This window comes from Thermoanaerobacterium calidifontis (genome assembly GCF_055381745.1).
Map to the genome: position 1 here is coordinate 84,947 of NZ_AP042436.1, position 15,142 is coordinate 100,088.

At 40.6% G+C, this 15,142-nt stretch carries 12 protein-coding genes and 3 rRNA genes; all 15 read left to right on the forward strand.

Annotation, left to right across the window (positions count from 1 at the left end):
* Positions 1 to 62: 62 nt before the first annotated feature.
* The 15 genes from ACZ42G_RS00450 to holB all read left to right on the forward strand — a co-directional run bounded on the left by ACZ42G_RS00450 (position 63) and on the right by holB (position 15,140).
* Positions 63 to 959 (forward strand): MBL fold metallo-hydrolase, encoded by an 897-nt coding sequence (locus ACZ42G_RS00450; protein WP_464850941.1) that lies wholly within the window; start codon positions 63 to 65, stop codon positions 957 to 959.
* A gap of 226 nt (positions 960 to 1,185) precedes the next feature.
* Positions 1,186 to 2,028 (forward strand): fumarate hydratase, encoded by an 843-nt coding sequence (locus ACZ42G_RS00455; protein ID WP_464850943.1) that lies wholly within the window; start codon positions 1,186 to 1,188, stop codon positions 2,026 to 2,028.
* Between the two features lie 23 nt (positions 2,029 to 2,051).
* Positions 2,052 to 2,609, forward strand: a complete 558-nt coding sequence (locus ACZ42G_RS00460) for a Fe-S-containing hydro-lyase (RefSeq protein ID WP_464850944.1) — start codon at positions 2,052 to 2,054, stop codon at positions 2,607 to 2,609.
* A gap of 14 nt (positions 2,610 to 2,623) precedes the next feature.
* Positions 2,624 to 3,187: a uracil-DNA glycosylase gene (locus tag ACZ42G_RS00465; protein WP_085113734.1), complete on the forward strand. Its 564-nt coding sequence runs from the start codon at positions 2,624 to 2,626 to the stop codon at positions 3,185 to 3,187.
* Between the two features lie 263 nt (positions 3,188 to 3,450).
* Positions 3,451 to 5,097 (forward strand): 16S ribosomal RNA (locus ACZ42G_RS00470).
* Between the two features lie 547 nt (positions 5,098 to 5,644).
* Positions 5,645 to 8,867 (forward strand): 23S ribosomal RNA (locus tag ACZ42G_RS00475).
* 264 nt (positions 8,868 to 9,131) lie between these two features.
* Positions 9,132 to 9,240, forward strand: a 5S ribosomal RNA gene (rrf, locus tag ACZ42G_RS00480).
* The 16S, 23S and 5S rRNA genes sit together here, the layout of an rRNA operon.
* Before the next feature lie 127 nt (positions 9,241 to 9,367).
* Positions 9,368 to 10,315 (forward strand): ROK family protein, encoded by a 948-nt coding sequence (locus ACZ42G_RS00485; RefSeq protein WP_274893714.1) that lies wholly within the window; start codon positions 9,368 to 9,370, stop codon positions 10,313 to 10,315.
* Positions 10,316 to 10,325: 10 nt separating this feature from the next.
* Complete coding sequence (locus ACZ42G_RS00490) at positions 10,326 to 10,898, forward strand: DNA-3-methyladenine glycosylase I (RefSeq protein WP_274893715.1); 573 nt, start codon at positions 10,326 to 10,328, stop codon at positions 10,896 to 10,898.
* Positions 10,899 to 11,044: 146 nt separating this feature from the next.
* On the forward strand, positions 11,045 to 11,254 hold the full coding sequence (locus ACZ42G_RS00495) for a sigma factor G inhibitor Gin (protein ID WP_013786897.1): 210 nt from the start codon (positions 11,045 to 11,047) through the stop codon (positions 11,252 to 11,254).
* An 81-nt stretch (positions 11,255 to 11,335) separates the two neighbouring features.
* Entirely contained in the window at positions 11,336 to 12,757 is a 1,422-nt protein-coding gene (locus ACZ42G_RS00500; RefSeq protein ID WP_464852067.1) for an aminotransferase class I/II-fold pyridoxal phosphate-dependent enzyme, read from the forward strand.
* Complete coding sequence (tmk, locus tag ACZ42G_RS00505; protein WP_464850946.1) at positions 12,757 to 13,374, forward strand: dTMP kinase; 618 nt, start codon at positions 12,757 to 12,759, stop codon at positions 13,372 to 13,374. Before ACZ42G_RS00500 ends, tmk begins: the two co-directional genes overlap by 1 nt.
* Before the next feature lie 13 nt (positions 13,375 to 13,387).
* The gene (locus ACZ42G_RS00510) at positions 13,388 to 13,717 is read left to right on the forward strand and encodes a cyclic-di-AMP receptor (protein WP_013786900.1); all 330 of its coding nucleotides are present in this window, start codon (positions 13,388 to 13,390) and stop codon (positions 13,715 to 13,717) included.
* Between the two features lie 9 nt (positions 13,718 to 13,726).
* Entirely contained in the window at positions 13,727 to 14,170 is a 444-nt protein-coding gene (locus tag ACZ42G_RS00515; protein ID WP_085112536.1) for a YaaR family protein, read from the forward strand.
* Positions 14,171 to 14,180: 10 nt separating this feature from the next.
* Positions 14,181 to 15,140: a DNA polymerase III subunit delta' gene (gene holB / locus ACZ42G_RS00520; protein ID WP_464850948.1), complete on the forward strand. Its 960-nt coding sequence runs from the start codon at positions 14,181 to 14,183 to the stop codon at positions 15,138 to 15,140.
* The last annotated feature ends 2 nt before the right edge of the window (positions 15,141 to 15,142 follow it).

Consider the following 15,142-nt stretch of genomic DNA (forward strand, 5'->3'; position numbering starts at 1 on the left):
GAACTGGCTTGATAAAAGGTGTAAAATTATCATGTAATGATGTGATTTTTGGGGGTAATCGCATGAATTTAAATAAGATAAATAGAAATACGTACTACATCAATAATCCTACAAATATAGGTGTTTATTCCTATAAAAACAAAAATTGTCTATTAGTAGATACCGGTATAAACAATGGGCAAGCAAGAAAGATCGACAATGTATTAGCAGAAGGTGGTTTACATCCCAAATATATTATAAATACTCACAATCACATGGACCACTGCGGCGGTAATATGTACTTTAAGACTCAGTACCCTGGATGCGAAATCTATACATCAAATAAGGAGCGATTATATATAGAAAATCCAGAGTTAAGAGATATGGTACTATTTTCTTCATGCCCAATAAGAGATCTTGATACGACTAATAAAACATTTTCTGTTGATTTTGTCCTTGATTATGGTATCTCAAAAATTGGCGATGAAAAATTTGATATAATATCTTTGGTGGGGCATTCAATAGATCAAATCGGTGTTATTACACCCGATAGAGTATGTTTTTTGGGAGATAGCGTATTTAGTGAGGATACAATAAAAAAATATTCACTTCCATATTTGTTTAATATAGAAAAAAGCGTAGAAACCTTAAAAAAGTTAAAAGAGGTTGATGCAGACTATTTTGTAATAAGTCACATAGATAGAGTGCTTAACAAGGATGAGCTTGATGCACTGATAGAAAAAAATATTTCAAATATAGAAGATAATATTGAAATTATACTGGAATTATTGGAACAACCTCATACAAGGGAAGGATTGCTGCAAAACTTAGTAATATTAAATGATCTGCCATTAAATTTTACCCAGTATTATATTTATTTTTCATCGGTTTCCGCATTTTTGAGCTATTTAAGAGATAAAAAACTTATCGATTATTCAATAGAAAACGGAGAAATATATTTTTATAGAAAGGCTGTTTGAATAGATTTTTGGACTTTGCCAAAAGCTTTTGCAAACGAATAATATAATGAAAGGAGTGTTTGTAAAAAGACTTTAATGGAAAAGTTGTAATAGTGACTGGAAGTGGGCATGGCGGTATGACAGTAAAAATGATATATATGTAAAACCCTTTCGCAAAATCTAACGTTGTAGTATTATTATTTTAATGACATTGTATAGCTTTTTTATTTAGTAATGAGGTGTGCTTATGAGAGAAATAAAAGCAGATGATGTAAAAAGGGCTGTAGAGCTTTTGTGCATTAAAGCTAATTACAACTTGCCGGACGATGTGTTAAATACGCTGAAGGAGAAAATTCGCGAGGAAGTTAGCGAAACGGGAATAGAAATACTGAATAGTATAATTGAAAATGCCGAGATAGCCAAGGTGAAAGAAATGCCAATATGTCAAGACACAGGCATAGCTGTAATTTTCGTTGAGGTAGGACAAGATGTCCATATTGTGGATGGTACGTTAAAAGATGCTATACAAAACGGTGTTAAAGAGGGGTATCTTAATGGGTATTTAAGGAAATCAATTGTGATGGATCCGTTTGTACGTATCAACACAAATGACAATACACCGCCGATTGTGCATTATGATATTGTAGATGGCGACAAGCTGAAAATCACAGTTGCGCCAAAAGGAGCCGGAAGTGAAAATATGAGTGCACTAAAGATGATGAAACCTTCCGATGGCATTGAAGGAGTAAAGAAGTTTATAATTGATACAGTTGAAGCGTCAGGTCCCAATGCGTGCCCACCGCTTGTAGTAGGCGTTGGAATAGGTGGCAATTTTGAGTATGCACCATTGTTAGCTAAAAAAGCCCTTTTAAGGCCTATCGATCAAAGAAGCAGTGACAGCGATGTGAGGGCATTAGAAGAAGAACTTTTATTAAAAATAAACGGACTTGGCATAGGACCGCAAGGATTAGGAGGAAGGATAACAGCTTTGGCAGTAAACATCGAAAAATATCCTACCCATATAGCAATGCTACCTGTGGCTGTAAATATATCCTGCCATGTTACGAGACATGCTACAGCTATATTATAAACATATAAAATGTGGAGGAGAAAATGTATAAAAAGATAAATACGCCTTTAACAGAAAAAATTGTAAAAGATCTCCGTGCTGGCGATACTGTATTGATTACAGGCAAAGTTCTTACTGCAAGAGATGCGGCACATAAAAGAATGATAGAATCTTTAAATAATGGAAAAGAATTGCCTGTTGATGTAAAAGATCAAGTGATTTACTACGTAGGACCTTGCCCTGCAAAACCTGGTCAAGTTGTAGGAAGCTGTGGACCTACAACAAGTGGAAGGATGGATGATTATACGCCAAAGCTTTTAGAGGTTGGTTTAAAAGGCATGATTGGAAAAGGCTATAGAAACAAAGATGTGGTTGAGGCAATGATGAAGTATCATGCCGTTTACTTTACAGCTATAGGAGGCGCTGGTGCTTTATTATCTGAAAGAGTAGTAGATTCAAAGGTTTTGGCTTATGAAGACTTGGGACCGGAGGCCATACATCTTTTTACCGTGGTGGATTTCCCTGCAATCGTCACAATCGATATGTATGGCAATAATCTTTATGAAACAGAAAGAGACAAATACAAAAAAAGGAATTACTGAAAAGGGTGGTTTTGATGTCACTATTACCGCTGAAAGAACTTATAGAGCAATGTATGAATTGCACCAAATGTCCGCTGCACAATGTCAGAAATAATGTTGTGTTTGGCGAAGGAAATTTAAAGTCGAAAATCATGTTTGTAGGTGAAGGACCTGGACGAGACGAGGATTTGCAAGGACGTCCTTTTGTAGGAAAAGCGGGGCAATTGCTAAATAAGATGCTGGAAGCAATAAATTTAAAAAGAGAAGATGTATATATTGCCAATATTGTAAAATGCAGGCCACCTAACAATAGAGTGCCGCTTCAGAGTGAAGTAGATGCATGTTTACCATATCTTAGAAATCAAGTTGCAATAATAGCTCCCAAAATCATAGTATGCTTAGGTGCTACGGCTGCAAAAGCCATAATTGATAAAGATTTTAAGATAACAGTCATGAGAGGACAGTGGTTTGAAAAGAAAGGCGTGAAGATAATAGCCACATATCATCCAGCGGCACTTCTAAGAGATCCGGAGAAGAAGTATCCTGCTTGGGAAGACTTCAAATCTATTAGAGATGAACTGGATAGGTGTAATCAATAGTATATAGAAGCATTTTGAAGCATTCTCGAGTTATTTATATGTAATTGTGTTATATTAAAGTTAATGAAGCTTGAATAAGAATTTAAAACGTGGTATATTAACATACGTCGCTTCTTTGAGGAGCGAATAAAGACACCACAAAATACCAGACAGAAAGCAGTTGACAGAGAGAAGATAATGTGGTAAGATAGACGATGTCGCGATAAGCGGCGAGGGAGACGAACCTTGAAAACCGAACAGTGAGATATAAGAGCAAAGGATATAAACATGAGAGTTTGATCCTGGCTCAGGACGAACGCTGGCGGCGTGCCTAACACATGCAAGTCGAGCGATCCGGCACTCAACTAAGCGCTTACAGAAAAAAAGACAGAAAAGAAAGATAAAGCAAAAAGAGAGAAAAATGAGTAAACGCGGAGTTGAGTGCCGGATAGCGGCGGACGGGTGAGTAACGCGTGGACAATCTACCCTGTAGACTGGGATAACACCTCGAAAGGGGTGCTAATACCGGATAATGTCAAATGATGGCATCATCATTTGAAGAAAGGAGAAATCCGCTATAGGATGAGTCCGCGTCCCATTAGCTAGTTGGCGGGGTAAAAGCCCACCAAGGCGACGATGGGTAGCCGGCCTGAGAGGGTGAACGGCCACACTGGAACTGAGACACGGTCCAGACTCCTACGGGAGGCAGCAGTGGGGAATATTGTGCAATGGGGGAAACCCTGACACAGCGACGCCGCGTGAGCGAAGAAGGCCTTCGGGTCGTAAAGCTCAATAGTATGGGAAGATAATGACGGTACCATACGAAAGCCCCGGCTAACTACGTGCCAGCAGCCGCGGTAATACGTAGGGGGCGAGCGTTGTCCGGAATTACTGGGCGTAAAGAGCACGTAGGCGGCTGTAAAAGTCAGATGTGAAAAACCTGGGCTCAACCGAGGGTATGCATCTGAAACTAAATAGCTTGAGTCAAGGAGAGGAGAGCGGAATTCCTGGTGTAGCGGTGAAATGCGTAGAGATCAGGAAGAATACCAGTGGCGAAAGCGGCTCTCTGGACTTGAACTGACGCTGAGGTGCGAAAGCGTGGGGAGCAAACAGGATTAGATACCCTGGTAGTCCACGCCGTAAACGATGGATACTAGGTGTGGGTGAGGAATCATCCGTGCCGGAGTTAACGCAATAAGTATCCCGCCTGGGGAGTACGGCCGCAAGGTTGAAACTCAAAGGAATTGACGGGGGCCCGCACAAGCAGCGGAGCATGTGGTTTAATTCGAAGCAACGCGAAGAACCTTACCAGGGCTTGACATCCACAGAATCTGGTAGAAATACCGGAGTGCCTCGAAAGAGGAGCTGTGAGACAGGTGGTGCATGGTTGTCGTCAGCTCGTGTCGTGAGATGTTGGGTTAAGTCCCGCAACGAGCGCAACCCCTGTTGGTAGTTACCAGCGTAAAGACGGGGACTCTACCGAGACTGCCGTGGAAAACACGGAGGAAGGCGGGGATGACGTCAAATCATCATGCCCTTTATGCCCTGGGCTACACACGTGCTACAATGGCCTGAACAGAGGGCAGCGAAGGAGCGATCCGGAGCGAATCCCAGAAAACAGGTCCCAGTTCAGATTGCAGGCTGCAACCCGCCTGCATGAAGACGGAGTTGCTAGTAATCGCGGATCAGCATGCCGCGGTGAATACGTTCCCGGGCCTTGTACACACCGCCCGTCACACCACGAGAGTTTACAACACCCGAAGTCAGTGACCTAACCCGGCACTCAAGTAGATATGGAATTATAGGGAAGAAAAGAAATAATCCGTATCTACTTGAGTGCCGGGGAGGAGCTGCCGAAGGTGGGGTAAATGATTGGGGTGAAGTCGTAACAAGGTAGCCGTATCGGAAGGTGCGGCTGGATCACCTCCTTTCTAAGGAGCAATCCTTACATTAAGGAAAAAAAGAGTATTTATTTTACGAGCGAACACATAGCGAAGTGTTCGTCAATGTGTCCGATGAATGAAGCGAGTGAAGCGTGCGAGCGTGAAGGACCACGCGAGAGGCACTACGACAGGACGTCGTTAAGTGCCGTTAGCGAAACGAGCTGAAAGAATCGAAGACACATAGAACACGGAGCCTGTGTGAGCGATAAAATAAATATGATATCTCACTGTTCAGTTTTGAGGGTTTAGACCCTCAGGAAAGTGAACCTTGAAAACTGCACAATGCAAATATGGGTAACGAAGAAACGAGTTACAATTAACCAATAGACATTGTTATGAAAAATATTATTAAAAGCGAACGATTAATGAAGCTTACGCAATATATCACGATGAACGAAGCGCAGTTTGGCGTATGAGCGAAAGCTAAGCCTAACAACGCATAGACGGCGTTAGCCAAACAAGCGAAGAGAATCGATGATATATAGTAAGCGGAATTTGTGAGCGTTAATAATATTTTCAAAAAGCAATGTAAGTAGGTCAAGTTAGAAAGGGCGTATGGTGGATGCCCAGGCACTTAGAGCCGAAGAAGGACGCAGCAAGCGGCGAAACGCTCCGGGGAGTCGCAAGCAGACGCAGATCCGGAGATCTCCGAATGGGGAAACCCGCTTAAGGTAATACTTAAGCATCCCATGGTGAACACATAGCCATGAGGAGGGGAAACCGCGTGAACTGAAACATCTAAGTAGCGCGAGGAAAAGAAAGAAAAAGTCGATTTCCTGAGTAGTGGCGAGCGAAAAGGAAGGAGCCCAAACCCGGCACTCAATTAGAATTGTTAAAAAACCAAAAATAGAAAAATAGCAGTTCTAATTGAGTGCCGGGGGTTTAGGACCACAAGAAGGTATGAAAAGCGAAGCCGAACAGACCTGGGAAGGCAGGCCAAAGAAGGTGAAAGCCCTGTAGGCGTAGGCTTTAAATACCGAGTGGGATCCAGAGTACCACAGGATAGGCAACCCGGTGGGAAGACGGGAGGACCATCTCCCAAGGCTAAATACTCCTAAGTGACCGATAGCGCATAGTACCGTGAGGGAAAGGTGAAAAGAACCCCGGGAGGGGAGTGAAAGAGAACCTGAAACCATATGTCCACAAGCAGTGGAAGCGAAAGCGACCACGTACTTTTTGTAGAACGGACCGGCGAGTTATAGATATGCAGCGAGGTTAAGCGAAAGCGGAGCCGAAGCGAAAGCGAGTCTTAAAAGGGCGAGAGTTGCATATCATAGACCCGAAACCGTGCGACCTACCCATGATCAGGGTGAAGCCGGAGTAAGATCTGGTGGAGGCCCGAACCACGTTGACGTTGAAAAGTCATGGGATGAATTGTGGGTAGCGGAGAAATTCCAATCGAGCTCGGAGATAGCTGGTTCTCCCCGAAATAGCTTTAGGGCTAGCCTCAGGGGGAAGGAAATATGGAGGTAGAGCACTGAATGGACTAGGGGCCAAAGAGGTTACCGAACCCTATCAAACTCCGAATGCCATATTGAGACCCTGGGAGTCAGACTACGAGTGATAAGATCCGTGGTCAAAAGGGAAAGAGCCCAGACCGACAGCTAAGGTCCCAAAGAGCATGTTAAGTGGTAAAGGAAGTAGGATTTCCAAGACAACCAGGATGTTGGCTTAGAAGCAGCCATACATTCAAAGAGTGCGTAATAGCTCACTGGTCGAGAAATCCCGCGCCGAAAATAAACGGGGCTAAAACATGCCACCGAAGCTACGGATTCTGAAAAGAATGGTAGGGGAGCGTACTGTACAGGACGAAGGATAAGCGAAAGCGAATCTGGACAGTACAGTAGAGAGAATGCCGGTATAAGTAACGAGAGTAAGGCGAGAAACCTTACCGTCGAAAGCCTAAGGATTCCTGGGGAAGGATAATCCGCCCAGGGTAAGTCGGGACCTAAGCCGAGGCGAAAGCGTAGGCGATGGAGAACCGGTAATAAATCCGGTACCACCGAAATCCGCTAAAAGAGAAGCAAGGACGCAGCGAGATAAGAAAAGCGTGCGGTTGGTAGAGCACGTCCAAGCAGCGACGAAAAGAGCTTTGAGTGAAGTACCAAAGCTCATAAGAGCTGTGATGGGGAGCCGAAAGGCGAAGTTTCGAAGGGGCTGCCAAGAAAAGTTGCTATCGAGGATGAGGTGCCCGTACCACAAACCGACACAGGTAGGCGAGGAGAGAATCCAAAGACGAGCGGGAGAACCCTCATTAAGGAACTCGGCAAAAAGACTCCGTAACTTCGGGAGAAGGAGTGCCGAAAGGCCGCAGAGAAGAGGCCCAAGCGACTGTTTACCAAAAACACAGGTTTCTGCTAAGTCGAAAGACGAAGTATAGGAGCTGACGCCTGCCCGGTGCTGGAAGGTTAAGGGGAAGGGTCATCCGGCACTCAACTATACCTATTAGGAGTGAAAAAAATGTATTATGTCTATATAATAAAGAATGAAAAAGGAGGCATATATACAGGCTATTCAGAGAATATAAAGGGAAGAGTAGAAGCTCATAATAAAGGACTAAACAAATACACAAAAGGGCATAAATGGGAACTAATATACTATGAAGCATATAAAGCAAAAGAAGATGCCCAAAAGAGAGAAAAGCAATTAAAAAAATCTCATAATGCAAGAAGATGGTTAAAAGAAAGAATAGCCAAAAGCATAAACTCTTAGTAGATAGAGTTGAGTGCCGGAGAAGCTCTGAACTTAAGCCCCAGTAAACGGCGGCCGTAACTATAACGGTCCTAAGGTAGCGAAATTCCTTGTCGGGTAAGTTCCGACCTGCACGAAAGGCGTAACGACTTGGGCGCTGTCTTGAAGGGGGACCCGGTGAAATTGTAGTACTCGTGAAGATGCGAGTTACCCGCGACAGGACAGAAAGACCCCATGGAGCTTTACTGCAGCTTGTCACTGAATTTTAGTAATATCTGTACAGGATAGGTGGGAGGCTAAGAAATATGGGCGCCAGCCTATATGGAGCCAACGTTGGGATACCACCCTGATATTACCGAAATTCTAACATAGGAGCCGTAAACCGGCATATGGACACTGACAGGCGGGCAGTTTGACTGGGGCGGTCGCCTCCTAAAAAGTAACGGAGGCGTCCAAAGGTTACCTCAGCGCGGAAGGAAATCGCGCGAAAGAGTGCAAAGGCAGAAGGTAGCCTAACTGCGAGAAAGACAATTCGAGCAGGGACGAAAGTCGGGCTTAGTGATCCGGCGGTAGAGAATGGGATTGCCGTCGCTCAACGGATAAAAGCTACCCTGGGGATAACAGGCTGATCTCCCCCAAGAGTCCACATCGACGGGGAGGTTTGGCACCTCGATGTCGGCTCATCGCATCCTGGGGCTGAAGTAGGTCCCAAGGGTTGGGCTGTTCGCCCATTAAAGCGGTACGCGAGCTGGGTTCAGAACGTCGTGAGACAGTTCGGTCCCTATCCGTCGCGGGCGCAGGAAATTTGAGAGGATCTGCCCTTAGTACGAGAGGACCGGGGTGGACAAACCGATGGTGTACCAGTTGCAAAGCCTTTTGCACAGCTGGGTAGCCAAGTTTGGAAGGGATAAACGCTGAAAGCATCTAAGCGTGAAACCCACCTCAAGATAAGATTTCCCATCCGAAAGGAGTAAGACACCTTGAAGAAGACGAGGTAGATAGGCCGGAGGTGTAAGAGTAGAAATACTTTCAGCTGACCGGTACTAATAAGTCGAGGACTTGACCTTTAGCATTGTGCAGTATTCAAAGTTCATTTAAGAAAGCATATATGTGAAGAAAATATTATTGAAGAGAGCGATTAATTGCGTTTTCATAATATACTCGGCGAACGGAGTGAAGTGAGGCGTAAAAAGACGTCACAACGCATAGACGGCTTTAGCCGAACAAACGAAGAGAGCCGAAAGTATATAGAAAACACAATTTGCGAACGGAAATAATATTTTCAAAGAAAAGAATCAGCATATATGCAAAAGACAAATGAACGAAAGATTTCCGGTGGCAATAGCGGAGGTTAAAAACCCGTTCCCATACCGAACACGGAAGTGAAGCCCTCCAGCGCCGATGGTACTGATTTCTCGGGAGAGTAGGTCGCTGCCGGTAAAAATTTATATATTAGCCCCCTAAGCAAAACTCCTATTTAAGGAGTTTTTAATTTTTATATTGACAAATTGGAAAACCTATATGAATATAGAAGTAGAATAATTTAGTTTGCTTAGGAGGAGTGTTTGTGAAAAAGTTTGCATGCGGTGTAGATCTTGGCGGTACAAAGATAAATACCGGCATTATGGATGAGGACGGAAATATTTTGTGCAATGTAAAAATACCTACAGAGGCAGATAAAGGACCGCAACATGTAATAGACAACATAAAGAAAAGCATAATAGAATCTTTGAATAAATTGAATATAGATGTCAGCCAGATTGCAGGTATTGGGATAGGTGCTCCAGGACCTTTGAATGCAGATAGAGGCGTGGTGGAATGTCCTCCTAATCTACCTGGATGGATTGACATTCCATTGGTGGACATATTAAAGAGAGATTTTGATACAGAGATAAAACTTAACAACGATGCTAATGTTGCGGCACTTGCTGAGCATTTATTTGGTGCTGGACAAGGAATAAATAATATGGTTTATATGACTGTAAGCACAGGTATCGGTGGTGGCGCCATAATTGATGGAAAGTTGTACAATGGCGCAAATTCAAATGCTGCTGAGATAGGACATCACACCATAAACTTTGACGGGCCTAGATGGTGCAATTGCGGCAATCCTGGATGTTTAGAGTCTTATGCTTCTGGCACATCATTAGTTAAATTTGCAAAAAAACATATCGAGTCTGGAAAAGATACTATTCTCAAAGACAAACCTTTAGGTGAGTTAAAAGCAGAAGATATTTTTGATGCTGCAAAATCTGGTGATAAATTGTCTTTAGAGCTTATTGAGAATGAAGCATTTTATTTGGGAATAGGTATTGTAAACATAATGGCATTTTATAACCCTGAACTTATAATAATAGGTGGCGGATTGTCAAGCCAATGGGATGTCTTGTATGACAAAATGATGAGGACAGTTGACGAAAGAGCATTAAAGCCAAATAGGCAGATTTGCAAAGTTGTTAAGGCAAAGTTTGGTGGAAATGTGGGTCTTATAGGTGCAGCATCGCTGGTATTGTAAGGAGGAAAAAATGGATCGATGTCCTTGGTGCCTCAAAGATGAAATATACATAAAATATCACGATACAGAGTGGGGAGTACCAGTACACGATGATATGGTCCACTTTGAATTTTTAGTGTTGGAATCGGCACAAGCGGGATTAAATTGGCTTACGATCCTTAAAAAAAGAGATAATTACAGAAAGGCATATAGCGGATTTGATCCACAAAAAGTTTCGCTCTTTGATGAGAAAAAGCTGCAGGAGCTTTTAAATGACGTTGGCATTATTCGCAATAAAAGAAAAATAGAATCGTCTATAGCAAACGCTAAGGCCTTTTTAGAAATTCAAAGAGAATTTGGTAGTTTTGATACGTATATTTGGAGTTTCACAGACGGAAGGCCTATCATAAATTATTGGGAAAGCATTGACGAAGTACCTGCTAAAACATCATTATCTGATAAGATAAGTAATGATCTTAAAAAAAGAGGGTTTAAATTTGTGGGGTCCACAATAATATATTCACACATGCAAGCGACTGGAATTGTAAATGACCATATAATATCGTGTTTCAGACATAAGGAGCTATTGCAATTTAACTCATAAAAAAATACATGCAGGGCTTGGTGCAAAATGCACTTAGACCTGCCTTTTTTTATTCTTAAAATAATATAATGTTAATAAGAAAGCGTATAGATACTGGTTACTATGGAAATAATTATATTAGAATATTATGAAAGATGGTGTAGCATATGGAAAGCATGTTAAAAACTAAAAAGTGCTTTATATGCAATCATGAAAAGACAGACGGTATCGATGTATTGGGAGAATTTTTATGCAATGACTGCCAGAAAATAATCGCTCACATATCTCCAGATGATGCAAAGTACGAATATTACAGAAAAAAGATGATAGATATCTGGCGCAACTACAAAAAAGATTTTGAATATGAGGACTGTTGAAATATGTCCTCATATTTTTTATAGGCAATAATTAGTGTTATATGGTATTATATATGTATAATACGTGAAAAGGTGATAAAATTGACAGCACCGCTTTATGAAGCATTGATTAAATATGTTGAAGACGGTACAATACCATATCACATGCCTGGACATAAGGAAGGGAAAAATATTTCCCGGAAATACATTGAAAATATTGCTAAAATAGATTTGACAGAAGTTCCTGGGACAGACAATCTTCATGATCCACATGGCCCGATTTTAGAAGCAGAAAGACTTGCTGCAAAAGCATTTGGAGCGAAATCATCTTTCTTTCTCGTCAATGGAACTACGTGTGGAATATATGCAGCAATGTCGTCAGTCTTGAATGATGGTGATATGGTAGTTGTTCAAAGAAATTCTCATAAATCTGTCTATAATGGATTGATACTTACTGGTGCCATACCAATTTATTTAGAACCGCTTATAGACGATGAAGATGACATAGCTATGGGTATATCCATAGATGAGCTTGAAAAGCTCCTTATAAAACATAAAAATGTAAAGGCAGTGGTTATTACATATCCAAATTATTATGGCTTCTGTGTCGATATAAGCAAAGTAGTTGATGTTGTTCATAAACACGACAAGGTATTGATAGTAGACGAGGCACATGGGGCACATTTTGCGTTTTCTGACAGATTGCCATTATCGGCATCTTCAGTTGGTGCAGATATTGTGATTGAGAGTGTTCACAAGACTTTGCCTGCATTTACGCAAAGCTCAATCTTGCACGTGAATACGGATAGGATAGATATTGATAGATTAAGGTTTTACTTAAGCCTTTATCAATCAACATCTCCTTCTTATATTTTGATGACATCAATTGATTTAGCCAGAGATTTTATGGAGAGGGAAGGCAAAGCATTGCTTGATAGATGTGTAGATCTATCGATTCAAGCAAGAGATGTTATCAATGAAATAGATGGTATAAAATGCATTGGCGATGATGTCATTGGCAAGTATGGGATCTACGATTACGATGTTACAAAGCTTACCATCAATGTAAGTGGAATAGGCATGTCTGGAAGTGTGGCGGAAAGTATACTGCGAGAAAAATTCAATATTCAGATGGAAATGTCAGACTACAGAAATATACTTGCCATAATGACCGTAGCTGATGACGAATCATCTTTTGACAAGCTAATAGAGTCTATCAAAGGTCTTTTAAAGTACAAAAGATATGAAAAATTAAGTTATTTTGATAGCAACAGTCGCCCAGAAATTCCCGAAATGGCTATGAAACCAAAAGACGCTGTAAACAGAGAGTATGATTATGTAAGCATAGATGAAGCTGTAGGAATGGTTTCACTTGATTATGTAATTCCATATCCACCGGGCGTTCCGCTTTTGTGTCCTGGTGAACTCATAAAAAAAGATATGGTACAATATATAAAATTACTATATAATATAGGTATAAAGATTATTGGCATTGATAATTTAAAAATACGGGTGTGTAAATAATGTACAGAGGAAAACTCATAACGTTTGAAGGAATAGATGGCAGTGGGAAGACTACGCAGATAAATCTGCTTAAAAAATACCTTTTGGAGATTGGACGAGATATTGTTGTTTTAAGAGAGCCTGGAGGTACAGCAATAGGCGAGAAAATCAGAGAAATACTTCTTGACAAAAAAAATAATATAGTCCCATCTGCGGAAGCACTTCTTTATGCGGCATCTCGTGCAGAGCTTGTAAAAGAAGTCATAATACCGTCATTAAATGATGGGAAAATAGTTATTTTAGACAGGTTTGTTGATAGCTCTATTGTATACCAAGGATACGCGAGAGGACTTGGAGTAGAGGTTGTAGAGGAGATTAACAGTATCGCCATAGATGGACTTGTACCTGATTTAACTGTGTACTTAGATATAAAGCCTAAAGATACCTTAATGAGAATCGACAGAAGAAAAGACAAGGATCGCTTGGAGATAGAAGATGCAGAATTTCATGAAAAAGTCTATGAGGGATATATGAATCTTATTAAGTCAAGGCCAGGCAGGTACTTTATTGTAGATGCTACGCATGATATTTACTATATACAAAAGGCTATAATTGCTGAAGTAAGCAAAATTATTTAAGGAGGGGAAAAAAGTGAAACTGATATTTGCCATAGTACAAGACGAAGACGTAAGAAGGCTTATGGATGGTCTTACGGAAAAAGGCTTCAGCTTTACAAGAGTTGCTTCTACGGGTGGATTTTTAAGATCTGGCAATACGACACTTATGATAGGTGTAGAAGATGATAAGCTGGATGATGCTATTGAAGTGATTGAAAAGAAGTGTAAAACGAGGGACAGAATAATCACATCTCCGACTCCTATGGGAGGAGCCACTGATATATTTATACCACAGCCTGTTGAAGTTTCTATCGGCGGAGCTACAGTTTTTGTCATAGATGTAGAAAAATTTTTCAGGATATAGGTGTTTTGCATGAAGATACAAGAGATAAATTCAAATAAAATAATGACAGGCTATGAAAAAGATGATAGAGGTGAAAGGACTTCTGCCTTAAAATTTGAAGACATTTTTGACAGTGAAATAAGCAAAGTAGAAGAAAGCATGTTAAATAAGATGCTTAATGATATTGACGATGCTGCTGAAAAATTAAAAGATGAAATGAACTTGGATAACCTTATGGTTTACAAGAGAAAAGTTAAAGAGTTCTTGCAGAAGTCTTTAAATGGCATGTTTCAAAAAAGCAAAAGAGAGTCAATAAATCTAAGTGGACGAAAAAAAATCTACACTATTGTTGAAAAAGTAAATGATAAACTTGAAACTATGACGCGGGAGTTTTTAGAGGGAAACAAGAAGAATCTTGATATTTTAAGCGCTATTGAGGAGATCAGAGGATTGTTGATAGATATATATTCGTAGGTGAAGCTTCATGCACAAAATTTACGGTCACAAAAATATTTTAGAATTGTTTGATAAGATCATAAATTCAGGGAAAATAGCAAATGCGTATCTTTTTGTTGGAGAAAGTGGGTTGGGGAAAGAGTACATGGCAAAGTATTTTGCCATGATGGTAAATTGTGTTAGAAATCCTAAGCCATGCTTCAGTTGCCATTCATGCGTTCAATTTGTATCAGGCAATCACCCTGATATTTTCTTTATAGAGCCTGTGGGAGGCTCAATAAAAGTAGACACATTGAGAAATACTGTCATAAGCAATGCCTATATTAAACCGTACAATTCATATAAGAAAATTTTTGTAATAAAAGAAGCTGAGAAAATGACAGAGCAATCTCAAAACAGCATTTTAAAGACTTTAGAGGAACCTCCTTTGCATGTTCTGTTTATATTGACAGCGTCTAAAATGGACGGCCTTTTGCCTACAATTGTATCAAGATGCGAGACAATAAGGTTTAATAGAGAATCGGATGATGTTATAGAGGATTATCTTATAAATGAGAAAAATGTCGATGCAAGTGAAGCCAAAAAGATTTCGTCTGTTGCTTGCGGCAATTATGGCAAGGCGGACTTGTTGACCGATGAGAAGTATTCAACTATAAGGCTTGAAGTTGGAGATGTATTACGAAGTTTAGTAAGCAGTGATAAGGCATTAAGGCTTGATAGCTTTAGATTTTTCGATGAAAACAGAGAAATGATAGATGATGTAATTGATATAATGGTTTCTTACGTGAGGGATATTATGGTTTTAAACTTCCGTGATGAAGAAAGCATTATAAACAAAGATATGCTAGATAAAATTAAAGCAATTTCGAATGATTTGACAGGGGCTAAGCTTAATAATATAATAAATGAGATAGAAGATCTCATATTCAATCTTAAGTCAAACGTCAATTACCAAATGGCCATTGAAAAATTTCTCTTAAGCATTTAGGA

Bases quoted from the DNA above. Each gene is read 5' to 3' on its own strand.
- ACZ42G_RS00450 (WP_464850941.1), top strand. From the start codon at position 63: ATGAATTTAAATAAGATAAATAGAAATACGTACTACATCAATAATCCT.
- ACZ42G_RS00455 (WP_464850943.1), top strand. From the start codon at position 1,186: ATGAGAGAAATAAAAGCAGATGATGTAAAAAGGGCTGTAGAGCTTTTG.
- ACZ42G_RS00460 (WP_464850944.1), top strand. From the start codon at position 2,052: ATGTATAAAAAGATAAATACGCCTTTAACAGAAAAAATTGTAAAAGAT.
- ACZ42G_RS00465 (WP_085113734.1), top strand. From the start codon at position 2,624: ATGTCACTATTACCGCTGAAAGAACTTATAGAGCAATGTATGAATTGC.
- ACZ42G_RS00490 (WP_274893715.1), top strand. From the start codon at position 10,326: ATGGATCGATGTCCTTGGTGCCTCAAAGATGAAATATACATAAAATAT.
- ACZ42G_RS00495 (WP_013786897.1), top strand. From the start codon at position 11,045: ATGGAAAGCATGTTAAAAACTAAAAAGTGCTTTATATGCAATCATGAA.
- tmk (WP_464850946.1), top strand. From the start codon at position 12,757: ATGTACAGAGGAAAACTCATAACGTTTGAAGGAATAGATGGCAGTGGG.
- ACZ42G_RS00515 (WP_085112536.1), top strand. From the start codon at position 13,727: ATGAAGATACAAGAGATAAATTCAAATAAAATAATGACAGGCTATGAA.
- holB (WP_464850948.1), top strand. From the start codon at position 14,181: ATGCACAAAATTTACGGTCACAAAAATATTTTAGAATTGTTTGATAAG.